Origin of the sequence: Bacillus sp. L_1B0_5 (genome assembly GCF_000836715.1) — a bacterium.
In the GTDB taxonomy this organism is placed as follows: Bacteria; Bacillota; Bacilli; order Bacillales; family Bacillaceae_G; genus Bacillus_A; species Bacillus_A thuringiensis_S.
Map to the genome: position 1 here is coordinate 1 of NZ_JXIS01000084.1, position 18,954 is coordinate 18,954.

Below are 18,954 nucleotides of genomic sequence, written 5' to 3' on the forward strand. Positions count from 1 at the left end.
AGGCTTCTAACCGCAAGGACTGCGGGGATAGCCTAATTAAGGAGGCCAATAGAACTTTTTAATTAGGAATCCCTCACTTCTAAATGAAGTGAAAGTGGGGGGAGTTCAAGGAATATGCAAATTACAAAGTGGTGATTTAACATATTTAATTCTAGGAGAACATGAAAATATGTCATCATGGTATCCAGCAGAATTATTTAAAAGATCAGATGCGCTATATCCTAGAACACAGACAAGTTAAAAGATATAACTATAGAATATATATGGGCATATAAAGAGTTAATTTTGGATGATATACATGCTCTTGCTTTAATAGCAAGAGAAAATAAAGATATGGAAAAATTTTTAAAGCGTAAAGATGAGGTTGATGAATTTGAGGAGTTGTAATAGTTAATGAATTGATTAACAGAGAAAACCCGTCAAATTTAGCTGTTTCTACGTTTTTTTGTACATAATATTCAAATAAATATCTTGTTTTTTGAAAAAGTTAAAGTATCATAAATTTATTCTCAATTGGGAAAGGATAAACAATCTAAAGAAAGGGTATATAATTTATTTGAAAAATATTACACCCAATCATTTCCAGTATGGCATAATTAAGAAAGTTATAGGATATATCCATATGGATATAGAGGTTTTAATAAAATCTCTTCAATCATAACAAACATGTGAAATATCCATTGCAATGTAAATGACAGATAAATTCTCAATTTGTGTAATGGTTCAAGGACTAATCAAAGAATAAAATGATTATAAGATCAAAATGTAAGAGAAAAAGAAGGAAATAAAGTATTTGCCCTTAGTAAAGAGACTTAGCAGTATAAATATCTGATGGAATAAAAATATAAGAACAAAACCTCATCTTTGATTGGTATAAACAGTTATTATAAAGTATGGGCTTAATAAAAAAGCAGGCAAGTTCATAAGGCAGATAGGGTGCACCTATGACTGCGCCCCTATGATTGACCTTTAACGATTATATTAAACAATTTTACTATCTCTATGCTGTGTAACTCAATCCTAAAAAAACTATTTTTTCATAAATTTTGACAATTTGTGTTGAATTTTTCTTAAAATTACATTATTATGAATTTATTCCATATATAAGGGGGTGGAAAAAATGAAAAGTATTCAAGATAAAATAGAAACATTAACTCCACGTTTAGATCATATGGTGCCAGATGAAAGAACGTCTGACGCAAAAAAATCTGAAGCTAACAAGTAATTTAAAAACAATTTGGTGTGAATTTAATCACACCAAATTGTTTTTATTACCTAATAGGAGGGAATAAAAGATGACTATTTCGGGTCTTATTGATATAAAGGTTCCTAAAGACACGTTTTTTGACTATAAGAATAATTTTATGATTAAAAATTGTAACGTAAATTTAAGTTCACTAGTACTTTTTTTAAAAATGAAAAAAGTAGAGGAATCTGAAATTGATATTTTTAATTCTATTAAAGGTGATAACATCGAGATAGGAGAGGATACATATTATTGGATACATAAGATTCCTACAAATATTTTGTATCATTTTCCATTAGAATCCCATGAAATAATTGTTCCAACTGAGAGAGAAAAAAAACTACTAGTTGATGCACTTAAGCATTTAAAAAATAATTTTTCTGAAGGCTATGCCATTGTTAAAGAATTTATTAAAGTTTTTATATGGGTGAAAATAAAAGATGAGTATAAAGGGAAGGATTCACAAATAACCTCTTCTTCATTCCCGATAATGCCATTTGCAATTTTTCTTTCTAATAAAGCGGAACACCATATTCCACCAAATAATATTTCTAAGAATAGTTCTTATCTTTTTTTAGCTGAAAATATATATCATGAAGCAATACATCAAGCTGTGAACATGAATATTCTATTGAATGATATTTTCATTGATACTTATGATAGTAAAACATCCCCAAAAATTGAAATTCCTTGGCGTAGTGAACATATGAAACGAAATCAATTTTGGGAAATAGATAGAACCTTCCATGCGACTGTAGTCTACAGTCAACTTATTAAATATCGTATATCTCAATTAAATAATGTGAATATTTCTGAAGAGGATAAATTATTTTTAGAAGAAGCCTCTTTAACAGGCATTGAGGCAGCAAAATATTTAAGTGAATCTTTATTAGAAAAAGAAGCTATCTTTACAGAACAAGGGGCAGCATTAATTAAAGAATTATTTGAAGATATAAGAAAATAATTGATATCTTATCTTCTTAGAAGGAGAGATTATCCATAAATACTAAAACTAATAAACTTGGAAGAAACTTCTATCTGCTTTGGAGTAGTTCTGTAATTAGTTCATTTGGCAATCAAATTACTATCATAGGGTTGCCCTTGATAGCCTTATATGTATTAAAGGCAAGCGTTTTTGAAATTAGTCTTATTACAACCTTTACTTTTTTGCCTAATTTTTTATTAGGCTTTCAAGCAGGTGCATACGTTGATAGATTGAGTAACAAAAAAGTAATGATAGTATCCCAAATGTTAAGTGCGATATTTTTAACAATTTTATCTTGTTTGATAATTTTTGAATATTTGAATTTATTTTCTTTGTATATTCTGGCTTTTTTATTGGGCTCTTGTAGTGTCTTTTTTTCATTGGCTTACTATTCTTATATGCCAATGATAGTTGATAAAAAAAATCTTCAAGATGGTAATTCTCGCTTAGAAATTACAAATGGGGCTATACAAATAGCTGGTCCTGGATTTGGCGGATTATTAATTCAAATGCTAACTATTCCTTTTGCTATCCTATTTGATGTTTTAAGTTTTATTATATCTCTTGTGTTAATATCTCTTATTCCAGAAAGAAAGGATATTAAAACAAATAGCACTATTAAGCAAAAAAAATCTATTTGGATTGATGTTATAGAAGGAATCAAATTTACTTTTAGTCATTCATTATTACGTCCGCTATTAATAAGTTATTTTTTAAGTGTTATTTTTATAGGGCTTTATCAGGCAATATCAGTAATTTATATGGTAAATATATTAGGCTTTACAGCTGCTACAATTGGGTTAATTTTAGGAATAGGTAATGTTGGATATATTTTAGGGGCATTAATTAGCAAAAAAGTTGCATCTATAATAGGGTTAGGTAAATCTATTATTTTTTCTTTAGGTCTTTATTCTGTGGGCTTTTTGATTATCGGATTTGCTCCTGAGAAAACTCCCTTTTATTTTGTTATTATAGGTCAGTTAGTCATTAGTATGGGGACTCCTATTTACAACGTTAATGCAATAAGTCTTAGACAAGCTCTTACCCCAAAACCTTTACTAGCTAGAGTTAGTTCTATGTGGAGAGTATTAGGAAGAGGATTTGTTCCTATAGGCGCTTTTGTTGGGGGAGGGTTAGCTAATTTTATGGGATTACGTGAAGTAATATTTATAGCTGCCATAGGAGGTTTTTTAGCATTACTACCTTCTGTTTTTTCAAAAGTCACAAAAGTTACAACTACAGATATTGATCTTTAAGATATCTAATTAAGGAGGATTATAATGACAAGTGTTAAAAATGATCAAGTAACTAATACGTATTTTTCGCGAGAAGATTATAAACCTAATTTCACAGAAAACTATGAAGAAGTTTGTGTGCATCTAAAAGGGATCAGTCAAAAACTTTATGATTTATTACCTGATATTTCGTTATCTCCTGATGAACGATTAGAAAGATTGGCGCGTGTTATTCCAAAAAGTATTTTAATTAGCGAAAATCACAAAACAGCAAGAACTAAGTTAAACAAATTAAGAAATAGATTAGACGAATTGGTTCCTGATGAAAATCTGGATTACTATCAAAAAATAGATTATTTAGTAGGCATAGCTAATAATATGGTACCCGAGGATATAAAGTTATATAAAAAATTGGAGAAAATTGATGATTATAGACTTTCAGATATTGGACGTAATTAAAGGTAGAAAGTATTTTTGATCTAGTATGTGGAAATGATAAAGGTGTTTAATTTCAATATAAAAAATAATAATCTTACTACATACTGTATGTAGTAAGATTATTTAAAATCGTCTTCTATTGATCTTAAATATAAAGAGAGGCAGCTGAGATATGTGTATTAACTATATTAAATAAAACCATAGTTCTTATAGTTCTTTAAGTAAGGTATATGGTTTCTATTTAATTAGAATATTATTAAAAACCCTCACTACTCATCTTAATCTGAGTAGTGAGGGTTTTTAAGATTTTATGATGAATATCTTTCATTCGGCAGTATAAGAAATGAGTTTTTTAATTTGGCTAGGCCACTTTTTAATATCCAGACCATATTGGGATAGGAATGCAAAAATCCACCTTTCTAAGCCGAAAGCTAAACAACCAGTAGATACATAATTATTTCCCTTTTTTATTGAAAACGCTTGTCCAAATACATTACCGTGATAGTTGGAAGAGCTGACTGAAATTGTATTTTTGAGATAGGGGATTTTAAACTTCACTTCATATTTCATTTCCATATCTCTTTGGAAGAACGATTTCACTTGATAATCGTCTGTAAAGAAAGGATCATTTGCATTTTCAATCAACGCATCAATTTCCCATAGAGAAAGGAAATCTTTTAGTAGCTCAATTGATTTTGAACGCATTTTCTTTACAAATTCATCTTCACCTACAAAAATAATTTCTCTCATAGAAAAGTCAAGTAATCTACCAAAATCTGAGTGGTTGTTAGATTCATATCTGCTACATTTCCCCATAGATGTTACGACATAGCCTTCTCCTTGAACTTCAGTATTCTCTAAGGATTTATAACAGTGATAGCATACAGCAGGATTTTTAACTAAGCTGGTTGTTTTTACATCACTGGGTTGTATCATATCTTTGTGTAGACCATCGCTCTCTTGCACTTTACGGGTAAAAGAGTCAATTATGGAAAGGTCTTCTTTTAAGTGTTGAGTAAACAAGACATGATGAGGGAAAGATGTAAAGTGATTAGTTTTATTTAGTGTATCCATTGAAATGAGACTAGGATACTGCTCGTTTAATGCACCTAAAGGTTTAGCGATATTATCAATGATAAGTTGGTCTAGGAGCAGAAGTAAATCTGAAAAGGGAGGGCGAAAACTAAAAAGACCGTTACCATTATCTGTGATAATATTTTTCGCCAGTAGCTCGTCTAAGATGTTATTATTTAAAGGAGTTTCTACAGAAGTTTCATAATAAGTTTCGTTTTTAAATGGTAAGCTTCTGGTTCCAGATACTCTTTTTAAAATATCCAAAATTTGTGTTTTTAGGCTATCCTCTTCATTTATATTATGTTTAATAATAATTTCATTGTTGTTAAGAGAACAAGAGTTAACTTTTTTATTTATAAATCGTAATAGATATTGAAATTGCTGAAATTCCTCTTCAGTTTTTAAAGTATTTTCAATAATTAGTTGCTTCATGATAGGCTAACTCCCTTAGTTTTAATTTGGGTGAAATCTAAGATTTTTTTTACTGTATTGAAGTTATCTAGTGTTAATTCTTCATCTAATACCTCAATCTCAAATCTCATTTCTAAATCAACAATAAAGTGCATAAATAAAATAGAGTTTAAACCTAAAAAGAATAAATTCTCATTCTCATCAATATCATCAGAAATATTAATTTGATTTCTTAATAATTCAATAACAGATTCTCGCATCTATAATCACCTCTTATGTTAAAGTCATTCATTTCTTTTTTGTTTAGAATGCTTTGTACAATTTTTATACCGTGAAAACGGCCATCAGAAATCGTAACAGTATTAACGTCAGATCCACCAGCTACTACACCACAGCAGTAAACGCCTTTAACATTTGTTTCAAAGCTGTTTTTGTCAAATTTTGGAATATTATTTACTGAGTCAAAGTTTACCCCTAATGCTTTAAGAGGTTCGTAGTTTGGTTGGAATCCAATTAATCTTAATACAAAGTCATTTTCAATTTCTTTTACACCATCTAGGGTTTCGATTGTTACTTTTTTGGATGTAATTTCACGTACAGTTGAATTAAAATGGGCAGTGATTTTCCCTTCATCAATAGCTTTACGAACATTAGCCATCATCCATCTTTTCGGAGTGTAACTTAGATTACTACCACGATGTACTAATGTAACTTGTGCATTAACTTTTACTAGATCACAAATCGCCTCTAACCCTGAATGCCCCGTACCTACAACTATTACTTTTTGGTTTGCGTAATAATGAGCTTCTGTAAACATAGGTTTGACTTTATCTAACTCCTCTCCTGGAACATTAAATTTTCTAGGGTTATCCACAAATCCAGTAGCAAAGACTACATTTTTCGTTTCATATTCGCCTTTATTTGTAGAAACCTTAAAACCAGTTTGTTGTTTTGGATTTAACTTAGAGACATTAAGGACTTCTTCATATTGATGGACACTTAAACCGAAATATTCTGTTATCTTATAGTAATATTTCATCATATCATTTTTATCTGGGAGTCCATATGGTAAAGAGAAAGGGATAGAGTCTATTTCAAAATCTTCAATTTCACCAAAAAGTCGAACGTAAGTTGGGAATTTTGTAATATTGTTAACGATACAACCTTTTTCAATTACAATATAATCCAAATTATTTTTTTGGGCTTCTACTGCTGCAGCAAGACCACAAGGTCCAGCTCCAATTATAATTAGGTCTTTCATAATCGATGAACTCCTTTGAATAGGTTTTTGTAAAGCGGTAATAAATCAGTCTCCATTTTAATAATTTCTTGTAAGTGATTTAAAGAATTATCAATTAGTTTTTCTTTTTTTGTAAGGTGAGCTTTTAATAAATAATTTGCAACCATTTTCCATTTTATGTCTAAATCGTTAAAAGCTTGTTTTAATATAGGTTGAGAAAAGTGTCTATTAATAAAATGTGCATGTTGTTGTCTATACGTTCCCATGTGCTTTAATTTGGAAAAAATATTAATAACTTTAATGTAATCGTCCAAATAAGAATCTCTATTTTCAATATCTGAATATAAACTATTTATCCCAGCTATACCAGAAGATAAGGAAGTACCTAATGTCATATGAATAACGTTTTGTTGGAGAATTTCTGAAAGAACACTGTCATCAAAATGATGTTGAATCTTCCCTAATTTTCCTATGATCATAGGGTGTTCTTTGCAAAAAGAATCTCTCATTGATTTTTCAAGAATTGTTCGTTTAACTGTTGCAAAAGAAGGAGTAGTAAAAAAGTCTACAATATGATATTCATCTTTAATTTCGTCGTAACCTTGAATAAGTACATAGTGATTTTCGTGAAATTTCTGAAAACAAATATTGTCGTAGGGCATATCATATCTATCAATAAAGATCATAGGAAGTTCTAGTTTTGTTATCGAGTTAATAATATGTTCATGATAACTTGAAACTGAATCCTCAATGGGATTTAATTGGATATCGAAATATTTTTTAAGCAGAAAATTTCTTTCTTGGGGCGAATTAAAAAGACTTAAAGAAAAGAATATTAACGGATCTTTTCTGTAATTAAAACGCCAGAAAGCTCCTGTAATTTCATCAAAATTTTTTTTACCACTTGCTTTTAAAGCGGCCATACAGTATACGGTAATACAGTCTGCTAGTTGTTCGTCCATTTGTGCTACTGTTAAAGTGTCCATTTGATGCCTCCTTATTAAATAGCTTTTATAACAGAAATATTAAGGTCATAAAAGCTATTTAGATTTTATAATTAGAACCTATTTATGATTGTTATGATTCTTATTAGAGAACGTTAGATAAATTCATTAAATATTTAACATGTATTTCTTCTTTTTCTTTTAATTTAGGTAGACGATTTAAAATTTTTTCTGCAGAGTATTGTTTACGGACCACATTTCGAAGCGCTAAGTTAGCACAAATCCTATATTCTTGAGCTGTTTCGGCAAGTGCTTTTCTTAGCTCAGTTGTTTGACCATTAGTATCATATTTCTCTAGAAATTCAGAGAAAATATTACGAGAATTTCCAATTGCAAGAAAATCATCATGTAAATCATCAAATATTTTTTCTTTAATCTTTTCATCAGATTCTTTTGAAACAGACTCTAGAGTTGAATAGATATCTTTAAACACATCTAACCCTTGCGATGAAATAAAAGAATCATCAAATATTGTATATGGGACGGGTTTTCCAATCTCTTTATTTGACAAAAATGAATTTAAATTAATATGGATAGCTTTTTTAAAATTTTCTGAGGCAAGAGATTTATAGTTTTTAGTATCGAGAGAATAAAATTGATAAGGAGCCAATGTTAAAATCTCTCTACATCCTTCAATAGCATTTTTCAGAATTTCTTCATTAATATCTCCAATGAAGTGGTAGTAATGATCAATTATTTTATATACTTTATCTTCTCTGTGAAAAACATGCGCCCAATGAAAATTGTGTTCCCTTTGATATTGAGGACAATAAGGGAGATAAAAGGTATCAATAGGTACCATTAATTGAATTGAGTTATCAAGTGTTTCATCTAAATTAGCTTTAAATGATTTATAGTCTGCAGAAGTATAGTGGTTAATTTCTAAGGTTGAAAATCTACAAGCTTCATCATTAAAAAAATTAATTTTTGGGGCAAATCGTATTTTGTTATCTGCCAGTCTAATACTATAAAGTTGGCTAAGGAACCACATGCCCTCAACTTCAACTTCTTGGTGAACTACCCCTGTAACTGTGACAGTCAAACAATTATGGTAGGGATGAGTATATAATTTTGGTTTATGCATAGTTATCACCTCTTAATGTAATTGAAAATATATGGATGAAGGGGTTGTCCCCTAATTTAATTTCATCAAATTCAATGTTAGAAGGTAAGGTTTCTTTATGACAATATAAACTCGCGGTATACTGATGTAAATCATGATTAATATTTCTTACAAATGGACACTCTAATACAGTAACATCATTAAAACGAGTGTTTTTTTCAATGAAATCTGTTAAGGCTAGTTCAAAGGAATAAACAATTTCTTTATTTAAATGAAGTTCAACTTTGTCATAGAAACTACCATTATTTGATGCTCCTAGTATATAAATTTCCTTAGTGTTACCTGAAGGAGCTTTAATAATTTGGTTATCTAGGACTAAGTTGTCGAAATTATTTTTATTTCTTTCGGGAAATAAAAATGAAGTATCATTCCATTTTAAAATTTTTCCATAATTAGGTAGATATTCTGATGGAAAATAGGATTCTACTAAACTAAAGCTGGTATTTTGATGATTAGGCTCTTTTTTTGCAAGTGAACCTTGATTATTGAATAGTGTATTCAAATTTAAATGGTAATCTTTTAATTGGTTCAAAATAACCCCTCACTTTACTTAGATTTACTGTAAGCTTATATTAACTTAACCTATCAAGACATAAACTATTTGTTAAGGAGATGTTAGTTAACAGACTTGCAAGTGTTTTTATGGAATATAAGGAAGAATATCGTAAATAAAAAAATGAAGGTTATTCCAAAATATATACTTCTTCAGTGTATTTACGTAGTCTATTTTTGTATAAGTTGATCTGTTGATGAAATTCGCTTGTATCTTGTTGGTTAAAAAGGCTTAAAGGAAATTTTAGATTGAGCAATCTGTTCGGTATTAATAGTCGTGTTAAACCTGGTGGAGTAATATAATGCTGGTTTTTTAATTCATTAAACTCTTCCAGGGTAAAAGGTTGGAATGTAATATATTGTTTGCCTGGATCTAGGAAGTCAGGGGATTCAGGCAATCTTTCTATTTCATCTTCTTTCAAATATTTAGAGGAGATATTATGCATAACTGCGAGCCTTTTTCTTAGGCATTTAGGTCCTAAAAAGGTTTTTACTTGATTTGATCGGTATAACGTGAACATCGGGACTTCTTTTGGGAAATCTTCATCGCTTATAATATTAATGTGATCAGGAATAACATGAGTCCAGGATAAAATTTTTAATTTAGGGTGATTTAAGTCCACTTGTTGAATAATAATTTTATTCATACCTAATTTATCTAAGGCCTTTGCGCGATGTAAACCATCTAAAATTAAATAAGTTCCATCATTACAGAGAGTCGCCATAGGAGGATTATTTAAATGTTTTGACTCATTAATATCTGCCACAATACGCTGAAGCCTGCAAGGGTCATGTTCTTCATGAAAACGCAGTAAGTTCATTGGAATTATTTCTAAATTATTTAAGATAGACAAAATCATCATCCTTTTCTTTTTTTAGTAGTACTAGTCCTATATGCGAAAGAGGACCTGCTTGTAGTAGTAAAATATTATCGTTAATTTTAAAGGCTTGTTTAGTCTCAGCATCTTTTAAAGAAACTAAACAGTCACTAGTCAAAAGATTGGATTCTCTTGCAATAAGCCTTTTAAATAAAGTACATTGTTTATTTAAAAGAAAATTCTCTAAGTTATTGACGAAATGTTCACTTAAGTTTTGTATAATTACCCATTGAATATTTTGTTTTAAAATCCAGTCAGTTAATAAATTATAAGTGTATGATAGAAGTTGTGTTTCAAAATTCATATAATCCAAATGAGTCCATTCTAGGGGGTTCCCTCTTATTGGAAATGAAAGTTTGGAATATTTTAGAATTTTGTATTTCCCAGTATCATGACTGAAAATACTAGAAGTGGAACAATCGCCTTTTGGATAAGTACCTGGAAAAAATCTGGTTTGAGGCATATAAACTTGATCAGTAGTTGTAATAATTGAATAGTTATTCGAATCTGTATTATGATAAAGATTTTCCAATAAACTGAGCGCTCCTGTGAAAGCGGCTGAACCTTGATAGCCTATAGAAAATGGAATAGTGCCTTTTAGTTTTAATAGTTTTTTTAACTTGAGTGCTGGAGTTAAATAAATGCTAGGTTCATTAGTTTCCTGACAGTAAGCTAAATATGTAGGTTTATTAATAGGCGTGATTTCTAATAGTTTTTTTAATGAATCAACTCCTAAATCGGATGACGTTTTTTCAAAAGATGCGGGTATCTTTTTTGAAAGAAGATCTAAGTCAATCCCTATAGAGGAATCTTTATTTATCCTATATTCTCTATTAAGGGCAAATAAAGGATACAATCGCTTTTGTTTCTCTGGATGCAAAGGTTGATTGAGTTTATCATGCAAAATAATTTTTGATACCTCTTGATCAGAAGGGATTGAAATAGAAATATTTGAAATAAACTTGATTGATTTCATAAATTTTACACCTCTTATCTAATGTTGAAAGAGAGTACAACCAAATGTACCGCCAATTCCAGCCGTCAGTGTTACAAAATAATCACCTTTCGATAATTTTTTTCTTCGAAGTGCGTACTGTAGATTTAGAATAGGATCAGAATTATGAGCATGTCCAACTTCTTTTAAAGTTGGGAAATAGATCTTTTCAATAGGTATTTTCAGTATTTTTCCTATATTATTCCAAGTCGGTACGTTTACATTGCTGGCCATAATTAAGCTAATATCGTTAATATTCATATTGGTTCTTTTTAATAAAGCACGAAAGTTTTTTATAATGCCTGTAGAAACACTTTTTAAAAACCAATCAAATTCCTTTGGACTAGATGCCTCACCATTAAAAATTGTAGCGTCTACATTAATTTGAGATTCAATTATTTTATTTTCCTTCGCAGATTTAGATATTAAAATAGCAGAAGCTGCATCTCCCATAACAGAACTTTCTTTTAAATATCTAAAGTCCTCAACAAACGTTTTATCACTCGTTAAAAGTAATACGCTTTTTTCATTTGGATTATTAGATAGCCATTTATGAGAAACGGAGAACAAAAAATCCATACCAGAACAATTTAAATTGGATATAGACATGCTTTGAGCGTTACAAAAACCGAATTTTTCTTTAATATGTAAAAAAGGATCTGATAAAAATGGAGAAAATTGTAATATGGTGTTAGTAAATAGTATTAATCCAACCTCATCTGGATTAATATCCTCATATAATAATAAATTTTCAATGGCTGTTACTAGCATTTCTTCAGCATTCTTTTCATCCTCAATAGCAATTTTACTGAGTTGATGCGTATGTAACAGTAGATCTAAGTCTGAATCCGATAATTGCAGTGTATTTGCTAATTGTTTTAAATGGACACGTTTTTTAGGCACATAAGTGCCAATTCCTTGAATACCAATATGCATCTATAACCTCCTGAAATACTTCATATTAAAAATAAATTACAATAGATTCTATTTGGTACTACATAATTTAGAAGTTAAACCTACGTTAAAAAGAAAGAAAATTCTAAAACAAACAATCACTTTCATGTATTATAAATGTAACTTTACATAGAGGTGGGGATTAAAGTGCATTTGAAAACAATTTCAACTTTTAGACCAGCTAATAGGGTAGATATAAAAGACATTCAAGAATCAATAGGATTAAATACTAAAGAATATGAACGTGTTACTGATTTTCATCAATTAAGATATATTATGGATTCAGGTGCAGAAACTTCATATGACATGGTTAGAAAAGCATTACAGGATTTATTTCAAAAGAATAGCATCAATTCCGATAATTTGGGTGGAATTATATATGGACATGCTATGCAAAGTCATCCTGATGGAAACGGATTTTTAGAAAAGTTAAAAGTTGAATTTTCTTTAGAAAAGGTTCCGTCTTTTACAATTTCAGATTTGAATTGTGTAACACCTATTACTGCAATTGAAATAGCTACAAAATTACTATCTAATTCTAGTAAAAAATATGTTTTACTATTGTTTGCAGAGAAAATGTATATTGACTCTATGCGGAAAATTGAAGATATGACAGTATTTTCAGATGGAGCTGTAGCGTGTTTAATTTCAGTAGAAGGAGAAAGTAATGAAATAATAAGTATTAACCAATTTGTTGATTCAAAAGTTTCTAATATTGGAAACTGGGATGAACAGTCGTACAGGTGGTTTCAAATGTCTTACTTTTTAGGTATTAAAAAATTATTAAAATTAACTCAACGGAAAACAGGAATTGATTTGAGGGATATTAAGCTAATTGTTCCGCATAATGTAAATTATGATACATGGGAATTGGCATCTCGTTCCCTGAATATCCCCATAGAGGATATTTATACAGAAAATATAGCAGAACTTGGGCATGTTAGTGGATGTGATATTTTCTTGAACCTTCAAGATGCTTTAAGTAATGGTAAATTGAAAAAAGGATCGTATTATCTATTATTAAGTGTAGGGTTAGGAGGCGCATATGGTTGTATTCTTATGAAACATTAAAAATAGTCTACTTTTAAAGAGCGTCTTTACCTAAATATGCTTTTTATGTAAAAGGTAGATATACTTTGTATTTATAGAGTATTTTATGCATAGATAGAAAGTGTAGTTATTTTAATATAACTGATATACTTTGAAAAAGACAAAGGTGAGAGATACCTTTGTCTTTTTTTTGTTGATGAATTTATTAGTGTCAATATTATTTGAAATTATTAATATAAATTTCACGTATAGTTAACAAATATTTTATGTATTTTAGGAAAATATTTACTTAAAATAATTTAGAATAGATCAAAAATAATAAATTTTCTATAAATTAAAAAAGGAGGGATCTTGTGGATTCAAAAGTTTCTAATAGAATCTTAAATTTACCTAACTATTTATTTGCAGATCTTGAAAATTTAAAACAAGAAAAAGAAAAAAATGGGTGTAGGGTAATTGATTTAAGTGTAGGTGATCCTAATTTCCCTACGGATGCTTATATTGTAGAGAAGATGAAGAACTCATTATCAGATTTTGAGACACATCGTTATCCGCCCTTTCGAGGGTATAAAGAATTAAAAGAAAGTGTTTCTAATTGGTACAAGCGCCGTTTTAATGTAGAAATTGATTCAGAAAAAGAAGTTTTGATTTTATTAGGATCTAAAGAAGGGTTATCACATATCTCACTATCGTATTTAGATCCGGGAGATATTGCTTTAGCGCCTAATCCGGGTTACCCAGCCTATGCAGGAGGGATAGCACTTGCTGGAGGAGTTTTAAAGGAACTACCTTTATTAGAAAAAAATAATTTTTTTCCCGATTTTTCTAATGTTTCTTCATCAATTGCTAAAAAGGCAAAGTTAATGTTTTTGAACTATCCGAATAACCCAACTGGAGCTGTAATTGACATTGAAAAATTTGAAGAAACGGTTAATTTTGCAAGAGAAAACAATATTATTGTGGCTCATGATGCTGCGTATTCAGAAGTTTCTTTTGGTGATTATGTTTCTCCAAGTTTTCTTCAGGTAAAAGGAGCGAAAGATGTTGGAGTAGAATTCCATTCATTTTCTAAAACTTTTTGTATGACTGGATGGCGTATTGGAATGGTTGTGGGAAATGCCGAAATAATTAACAATATCGCTAAAACAAAAGCCTTTGTGGATTCAGGTGTGTTTGGAGCAATTCAAAAAGCTGCGAGTTTTGCGCTTGATTCATATGGTGAAGTATCGAAAGAAATAAAAGAACGTTATACAGAAAGAATAAAGATTTTAAAAAATGGATTAAACCCTTTAGGATGGGAAATAAAAGAACCTAAAGCAGGATATTTTATTTGGACAAAGGTTCCAAATAATCTTTCTTCTATGGATTTTTGTGAAATGCTATTAGATAAGGCTGGAGTGTTAGTGACTCCAGGAGTTGGATTTGGTAGTCATGGAGAAGGCTATATAAGAATTTCTTTAAATGTAGAAGAAGAGGAATTGCATGCGGCAGTTCAAGCTATAAGTAAAAATTTTTATGTATATTAATCCCTAATATTGAAGCGGGAGATTGTAACTATAACTACAAATTAAAGGAGAAAAGATTATGAATATGATTGAAATTAATGAGATTTATCAGAAGTTATTTGGGTTTATTCCAGGTCCTACAAAAGCTAGGCATGAAATCACAAGTCAAGTTAGACCTGAAGAATTAGAATTACATGAGCTGTTCAGAAAAAATAGTATGGAATCTAAGCATATTCCAGAAAAGTATACACAATTAATGTTGTTTGGAATGCTTCTTATGCTTACAGCGCCAGGAGCAAAGGTTCATTTAATTGCTTCAAGGCGAGCTGGAGCAAGTTGGGATGAACTATTTGATGTAGCAAAATTAGCATTCTTATTTAGGGGTTTATCAGCGTTTAATTTTGGAATGACTTTAATTAAAGAAGTAATGGAAGAAGAAAATTAATTAGGAGCGACTAGAAGATGGATCTATTTATCTCAAATTTAGAGGCTCTTTATATAGAAGAGTATCAAACGGTAACTGAACATTTACAAGATTTGAAATGTGGAGCGGTGAATTCGGAGTTTAATTCAATGTTTGAAGCATATGGCCATGTGTCTAGTGTTGTAACTAAAAGTAAAGCCTTGGATTCATTTAAAAAGCACATGTACATTATCCCAATAAGTCAGAAAAATGTTGTAGAAATGTCTGGAGAAGTTGTCAATAAATCTTTAGAGGGAGTATCTACTGAGGATATTACGCATTTAATTTACTGTCATGAATTATTGAATCTCCCTCAACCTATTACGGTAGCAATGAATATTAAAAAACAAGGGAATTTATCTAGAGCATTGCCATATGCTATCAAAGATCAGGGTGCGTGTGTATCTTTAACAGGTATAAATATTGCTAATATGTTTATAGAAGGACATCAAAAGTTTCAAATTATTTGTGCGGATAAATGTAATTTACCGCAAAATAGACTAAATAACGAGGGCTTTCCATATGGGGATGGAGCAGTATCTTTTACTATTTCAAAAGATCATGGAAATTTTAAAATTATTTCATGGAAGTTACATACATGGTATCTGGAAGAATATGATAATTTTGAAGAGAGTATAAAAAGTAATATTGAGAAATATCTTTTTGATGTTGTAAAGGGGGATTCTAATAAAATCCCTGAGTATGTAATTCTACAAAATTACTCTCTAGGGATTATAAATTATTTAAAGGATAAATTTAATAATATTCATTTTTATCAACGCTCTTATCGGAATACTGCAAATTTAAGTACTTCTGATCCCTATTATTCCTTAAAAGAATTATACCAGGAGAATAAAATGTCTAAGGGGAAACAAGTACTGTTGATATTTGCTGGTTCTAAAGGAACAATAGGTGCTCTTCTTTTAGAATGTACCTAATCAAACTTTGATAAAGGAAAGAGAGGAAATGGGTAGATGCAATTATTAGATTACATATATGAATCTGCAGGCCGTTTTGGTAAAAAAGCCGCTTTAGTATACGAAGGAGATAAATTAACTTATCAAGAATTAGTTAATTGTTTTGATGATATAGGGGTTAAAATATCTAAAGATTTAATGAACTTTGATTACCCAATTGGTATTTATATTAAAAATCACCCTGATTTTATTATTGCCTATTATTCATTAATAAAAGCACAAAAAATAGCCCATTTAGTTGATCGAAAATGGGGAGCATTTGAGCTTGAAGGTTTAATCAATCATACCCATCTTGGTGGATTTATAATTCGAACAGAAGAATTTACTGATTTTCCGTTAAAAGAGAAGATTAAAAAGACGTTTAATTATGGAGATTTGTCACTAATTATTATTAAAGATGAATTTCTTTCTCCAGATATAAATCAAAAGAGATTAGAAGGTGTAATATCTTGTAGATATTCTTCAGGAACTACAGGAGTCCCAAAATGTATTATGTACAAGGAGCAAAATGTAATTGCAGCTTCTACGAATTGGTTAGAATCAATTGACCTTCAATCAAAAGATTTAGTTTATTGTGCAGCATATTTAACTCACGGCTTAGCATTTAATACCTCTATTCTAGCTCCATTACGAGTCGGGGCTACAATTTTACTTCATGGTGATCTCACTCCAAGAATAGTAATTGAAACCATATTAGATAATCAACCTACAATATTTGTTGCATTCCCTGTACTTTATGACTTAATGACAAAGGCAAAAAATGTACAGCTATTAGATGGTATTAGAATGTGTGTGTCATCCGGAACGGTTCTTCATGAGAGTATAAAAAGAAAGTTTAAACATTCTTTTGGAATACATATATCTGATTTATATGGCGTAGCAGAAACTGGTTTATCTATTTTAAACCAAGAGGAAGATTATAAAAGTGTCGGTTATCCATTAAAAAATGTTGATGTTAGAATTTTAGATCATAATTACCAACAGCTACAAGAAGGTCAAGTAGGTGAAGTGGCTTTGCTTACTGAGTCTAGGACGGTAGGTTATTATAATTATCCTGGTGAGTTAGAAAATAGAATCGTGGAAGGGTTTTATTTAACAGGGGATTTAGGTTCTATAGAAACAGATGGAAAGTTATATATTAGAGGTAGAAAAAGTGATGTTGTTGATATTTCTGGGAAAAAAGTTGATCCGGTTGAAGTAGAGGATGTTTTAAGAGCACATCCAGAAGTATATGATGTAGCTGTTTTTGGAAAAAAGAATATGGAAAATGGAACGGAAATTTTAGCTGCAGTTGTAGTGGCTAATGATTATATGAAGAGGGAACATGTAGTGAAATTTTGTAATGAGAGATTAGTTAGTTATAAGATTCCACAAATTGTGAAATTTGTTGTTGATATTCCTCGTAATAACAACGGTAAAGTACTTAGAAGAGAGTTACAGAATTTAATTTAGGAGGAGCATATATGGCTTTTTATGATGAATTAAAAAAATGTATCAGTAGACAAGACGAAAATTTTATCTGGTTAGGAAATGTTGAGGTAGAACAACACTGGGGTAAAGAGGACATTATCTCTTTACCTGGAAGTAACATTTCAAAATCACAACCACTAGTAAATAAAATTGGTGAGATGGGGCTTTTTTTGGCAGGTCAAAATGATATTGTTTGTTTAAAGGATAATATAGATGAAGATTATGCACAATATATTGAAGACATTCGAGGGTTTATTCCCGAAATTTTAAGTTTCCATGTAGATAATTCAGATATTAATATTTCTGAAACAATTTTATGTAATAAGGAAAGTACAAATTTGTTACAAAAAATAAATGTAGAAAATGAATATAGTTTATTACCTTACGGAACATCACGACTTGAAGAAGAGATATCTATTAAAACTTCAATACCGCTTAGTACCCCGAAGGTAAATGTATGCCAAGAAGTTAATAGTAAGCTATATAGTTGGGATCTTAGTGAAAAATTTGAACTTAGACAAGTGACAGGAAATACAAATCGAAGTATTGATGAGTTAGAAGAAAATTATAAAAAAATCAGAAAAAAAACAGGTGACAAACCCCTAGTATTAAAGGATTCTATGGGGGTTTCTGGAAAAGGGATGGTCTTAATAGATTCTGAGAACAAGTTCATTAACATTATGAACTTGTTGAGAAGATCTTCAAGGAAAAAAGGTCATACTAATATAGAAATGTTACTAGAAAGTTGGATTGAAAAAGAAAGAGATCTTAATTATCAATTTTTAATAGATAGAAGAGGAAATGTAAAATTTACCTCGGTTCGTGAGGCTCTAGTTTACAAAGGGGTGCACCTTGGTCATAAATTACCGGTTAATTTAACTCCTGTACAAGAATTTGAATTAGAAAGAGCATACAAGATTATTGGGAAACAATTAGCTGAAAGTGGATATTATGGGGTTGTAGGAGTAGACGCAATGATCGATACAAAAGGGTTATTGTATCCATGTGTCGAAATAAATGCTAGATTCAATATGGCAACTTATCAAAATGAAATTGTTGAAAAATTTGTCGAACCAGAGATGGTTTTTACTGCTATCCCTTTAGAAATTACACTGAAAAAATTAGTACCTTTTAATAAAATTAAGAAGGAACTAAAGGATATCTTGTACACTAAAGAAAAAGGATACGGTGTCATTATTAATGGTTTTTCCACGTTGAATCTAGGAATAAATAAAAAAGGGAGGTTATATACAATTATTTTAGGCCATTCAACGCAGCATTGTAAGGAAATGAATGAGAAATTAAAAGGTTTTTTAAGAGATTTCGGTGTTGAAAGATAAACATAAAAGGGGATT

The 18,954-nt window shown here is 30.1% G+C and carries 18 protein-coding genes and 1 pseudogene; 10 read left to right on the forward strand and 9 right to left on the reverse strand.

Features of this window, described 5'->3' with window-relative positions; genetic code table 11:
- Nucleotides 1-103 precede the first annotated feature (103 nt).
- The 4 genes and pseudogenes from RT27_RS23770 to RT27_RS23785 all read left to right on the forward strand — a co-directional run.
- Nucleotides 104-387: pseudogene (locus RT27_RS23770) on the forward strand (hypothetical protein); the annotation flags it as partial.
- A 908-nt stretch (nt 388-1,295) separates the two neighbouring features.
- Nucleotides 1,296-2,210 carry a hypothetical protein gene (locus RT27_RS23775; RefSeq protein WP_043937760.1) on the forward strand — a complete coding sequence of 305 codons (915 nt, stop codon included), beginning with the start codon at nt 1,296-1,298 and terminating at the stop codon, nt 2,208-2,210.
- Between the two features lie 74 nt (nt 2,211-2,284).
- Nucleotides 2,285-3,487, forward strand: coding sequence for an MFS transporter (locus tag RT27_RS23780; protein ID WP_082045000.1), 1,203 nt, complete (start codon nt 2,285-2,287; stop codon nt 3,485-3,487).
- Nucleotides 3,488-3,511: 24 nt separating this feature from the next.
- Complete coding sequence (locus RT27_RS23785; RefSeq protein ID WP_000204969.1) at nt 3,512-3,925, forward strand: hypothetical protein; 414 nt, start codon at nt 3,512-3,514, stop codon at nt 3,923-3,925.
- A 303-nt stretch (nt 3,926-4,228) separates the two neighbouring features.
- On the opposite strand, the gene RT27_RS23790 is transcribed toward RT27_RS23785, so the two are convergent.
- The 9 genes from RT27_RS23790 to RT27_RS23830 form a co-directional block, all read right to left on the reverse strand.
- On the reverse strand, nt 4,229-5,410 hold the full coding sequence (locus RT27_RS23790) for a hypothetical protein (protein WP_043937763.1): 1,182 nt from the start codon (nt 5,408-5,410) through the stop codon (nt 4,229-4,231).
- Nucleotides 5,407-5,649 (reverse strand): acyl carrier protein, encoded by a 243-nt coding sequence (locus tag RT27_RS23795; RefSeq protein WP_043937765.1) that lies wholly within the window; start codon nt 5,647-5,649, stop codon nt 5,407-5,409. The genes RT27_RS23790 and RT27_RS23795 overlap by 4 nt, the downstream gene beginning before the upstream one ends.
- Nucleotides 5,622-6,650, reverse strand: coding sequence for a YpdA family putative bacillithiol disulfide reductase (locus tag RT27_RS23800; RefSeq protein WP_052497738.1), 1,029 nt, complete (start codon nt 6,648-6,650; stop codon nt 5,622-5,624). The genes RT27_RS23795 and RT27_RS23800 overlap by 28 nt, the downstream gene beginning before the upstream one ends.
- Complete coding sequence (locus RT27_RS23805) at nt 6,647-7,615, reverse strand: hypothetical protein (protein ID WP_043937767.1); 969 nt, start codon at nt 7,613-7,615, stop codon at nt 6,647-6,649. Before RT27_RS23805 ends, RT27_RS23800 begins: the two co-directional genes overlap by 4 nt.
- 103 nt (nt 7,616-7,718) lie before the next feature.
- Nucleotides 7,719-8,717: a BtrH N-terminal domain-containing protein gene (locus RT27_RS23810; RefSeq protein WP_043937769.1), complete on the reverse strand. Its 999-nt coding sequence runs from the start codon at nt 8,715-8,717 to the stop codon at nt 7,719-7,721.
- Nucleotides 8,710-9,288, reverse strand: coding sequence for a hypothetical protein (locus RT27_RS23815; protein ID WP_043937771.1), 579 nt, complete (start codon nt 9,286-9,288; stop codon nt 8,710-8,712). Before RT27_RS23815 ends, RT27_RS23810 begins: the two co-directional genes overlap by 8 nt.
- 151 nt (nt 9,289-9,439) lie before the next feature.
- Entirely contained in the window at nt 9,440-10,162 is a 723-nt protein-coding gene (locus tag RT27_RS23820; RefSeq protein WP_043937773.1) for a ParB N-terminal domain-containing protein, read from the reverse strand.
- Nucleotides 10,146-11,162 carry a hypothetical protein gene (locus tag RT27_RS23825; RefSeq protein WP_043937774.1) on the reverse strand — a complete coding sequence of 339 codons (1,017 nt, stop codon included), beginning with the start codon at nt 11,160-11,162 and terminating at the stop codon, nt 10,146-10,148. Before RT27_RS23825 ends, RT27_RS23820 begins: the two co-directional genes overlap by 17 nt.
- An 18-nt stretch (nt 11,163-11,180) precedes the next feature.
- A complete protein-coding gene (locus tag RT27_RS23830) occupies nt 11,181-12,116 on the reverse strand; it encodes a 3-oxoacyl-[acyl-carrier-protein] synthase III C-terminal domain-containing protein (protein ID WP_043937775.1) in 936 nt (311 codons plus the stop codon).
- 165 nt (nt 12,117-12,281) lie between these two features.
- Between RT27_RS23830 and RT27_RS23835 the strand changes: the two genes are divergently transcribed.
- The 6 genes from RT27_RS23835 to RT27_RS23860 all read left to right on the forward strand — a co-directional run bounded on the left by RT27_RS23835 (nt 12,282) and on the right by RT27_RS23860 (nt 18,939).
- On the forward strand, nt 12,282-13,205 hold the full coding sequence (locus RT27_RS23835) for a 3-oxoacyl-[acyl-carrier-protein] synthase III C-terminal domain-containing protein (protein ID WP_043937777.1): 924 nt from the start codon (nt 12,282-12,284) through the stop codon (nt 13,203-13,205).
- Nucleotides 13,206-13,537: 332 nt separating this feature from the next.
- On the forward strand, nt 13,538-14,710 hold the full coding sequence (locus tag RT27_RS23840) for an LL-diaminopimelate aminotransferase (protein ID WP_043937779.1): 1,173 nt from the start codon (nt 13,538-13,540) through the stop codon (nt 14,708-14,710).
- 58 nt (nt 14,711-14,768) lie between these two features.
- Nucleotides 14,769-15,134 (forward strand): hypothetical protein, encoded by a 366-nt coding sequence (locus tag RT27_RS23845; RefSeq protein ID WP_001055954.1) that lies wholly within the window; start codon nt 14,769-14,771, stop codon nt 15,132-15,134.
- 17 nt (nt 15,135-15,151) lie between these two features.
- Nucleotides 15,152-16,090 (forward strand): hypothetical protein, encoded by a 939-nt coding sequence (locus RT27_RS23850; protein WP_000362898.1) that lies wholly within the window; start codon nt 15,152-15,154, stop codon nt 16,088-16,090.
- Between the two features lie 36 nt (nt 16,091-16,126).
- Complete coding sequence (locus tag RT27_RS23855; protein WP_043937781.1) at nt 16,127-17,581, forward strand: class I adenylate-forming enzyme family protein; 1,455 nt, start codon at nt 16,127-16,129, stop codon at nt 17,579-17,581.
- Nucleotides 17,582-17,592: 11 nt separating this feature from the next.
- Nucleotides 17,593-18,939 carry an ATP-grasp domain-containing protein gene (locus RT27_RS23860; RefSeq protein ID WP_043937783.1) on the forward strand — a complete coding sequence of 449 codons (1,347 nt, stop codon included), beginning with the start codon at nt 17,593-17,595 and terminating at the stop codon, nt 18,937-18,939.
- Nucleotides 18,940-18,954: the final 15 nt, after the last annotated feature.